Raw genomic sequence first — 1821 nt, forward strand, 5'->3', positions numbered from 1 at the left:
ACCGGACGGGCTCATTCAAGATGGGTTCACTGGACGCATACGCCCTGGCTGCTCGAGCCGCGCTTAAAGCAGCGGACCGTTGGAGCGGTTGTTCTCCTCGTCCTCGATCAACTTGCGCTCAAGCAAGGCTTGCTGCAACTCACTCGGTTTGCCGGTCATACCAGCGCCAATCTTGTTGGCATCACCCTGGACAAGCAAGTTTTCGCTTGGGGCTGCCAACAAGTCATTCAGCGCCAGTGAGGGCTTGCTGGGCGCCTCGCTTGGGCTGACGTCCTTGGCGAACCAGACGTCAGCCATTTGATGCGTCGCCCCGTCACTCGTCTTGTAGCCAGAAACCAAGCCGATCAAGTTGCCGTTATCAACGGCTGTGCTTGATTTGGCGTGCAGATCCAACTCGGTAATCCCCAGATCCGCAAGCGTCTTCAACTCGCCAGCGTCCGTCTTGCCGTCGTGGTTAGCGTCAACCCAAACCCTGAGCTTGCCGAAATTGGCATCATGCGCATCGAGCTTACCGTCGTGGTTGCTGTCCTCAGCGGCCATGGCCAAATAGCCGTTAGCTGCATGCTTGCCCAGACCCAGTTGCGTTCCGGACCCGAACAACTCGGCACCGCTATTGATCACACCATCGCCATTGCGGTCCATTGCCAGCAAACCGTCACCGCCAGAGGCCCACCCAGACTTGTGTGCAGTCCCGGTGGCATTCAGGTCGAAATGCACACCCTCGGCCGCGGACAAGGTCTGGATGCCATTGCCGTCCAAATCCAGCATGATTGGCGTCGTCAGGAACAACGCGTCGAGCTGGGTGCCGGACATCACGCCCATCGCGGCAGTGTTGGCCACCAAAGCAGTGGACTGAGTCATATTCAGCTTAGCTATGTCCGCCACTTCAAAGCCAGCCACTTGCTCAGTCGTAAACGCAGTCAGTTGATCCGTCGTAAGACCCGCAATTTGTGATGTCGTGAGGGACATGATGTCGGCCGAACCCAAATGTACAAAGTTAGCGGTCGATAGTGCGCCCAACTGCGCGGTAGACATCGCCATAACCTGGCCAGTGCTAAGTATCGCGATGTCATCGGTCTGAAGTCCTTTCATCTGACCTGTTGTCAAGGAGCCGAATTGCTGAGTGCTCAACGAACCTACTTGGCTGGCTGTCATGGCTTGGATCTGATCACTGGCCAGAGCCCTCAAAGTTGAGATACCTAGAGCGCGGAAGTCCTCGGTTCCGATGCCGCCGAAGTCAGCGGTGTCGATACCCACTATCTGCGAACTGCTCAGCACCCCAAACTGAACATTAGTCAAGGCCCCAATCTGCCCCGAAGTCATGGCCGATATCTGTCCTGAGCTCAAAGCACCAAATGCGGAGGTCGTCAGTGCGTTCAAATCGGCCGTCTCGAGCACCGCCATCTGCGCGGTCCCCAAGCCCGTCACCTGAGCAGAGTTCAATGTTCCCACTTCTGCCGTGGTCAGCGCTTGTACATTGGCCGAGCTCAAGGCGCCCAACTGTGCAGGGGTGAAGGCGCGGATGCCCGCAGTGCCCAGCGCGACCACATCTTCGCTGGTCATGGTGGCGACCTGCGCGGTGGCGATCGCNAAGGCGCTCAGCTGTGCAGGGGTGAAGGCGCGGATGCCCGCCGTGCCCAGCGCGACCACATCTTCGCTGGTCATGGTGGCGACCTGCGCGGTGGCGATCGCGGCCACTTGGGTCGCGCTCAGCACGCCGATCTGGCTGCTGGTCAAGGCGTTCAAATCATCGCTGCCCAGACCTGCCACTTGGGCTGTACCCAGATTGGCCACTTGAGCGCTGCTCAAGGCACCGATCTG

General features: G+C 58.9%; 1 pseudogene. It reads right to left on the minus strand.

Going from position 1 to position 1821, the window contains the following annotated elements:
- Positions 1–63 precede the first annotated feature (63 nt).
- A pseudogene (locus tag LNV08_RS22920) lies at positions 64–1821 on the minus strand (heme utilization protein); the annotation flags it as partial.

It is taken from the genome of Paucibacter sp. TC2R-5, from assembly GCF_025717605.1.
In the GTDB taxonomy this organism is placed as follows: Bacteria; Pseudomonadota; Gammaproteobacteria; order Burkholderiales; family Burkholderiaceae_C; genus Paucibacter_A; species Paucibacter_A albus.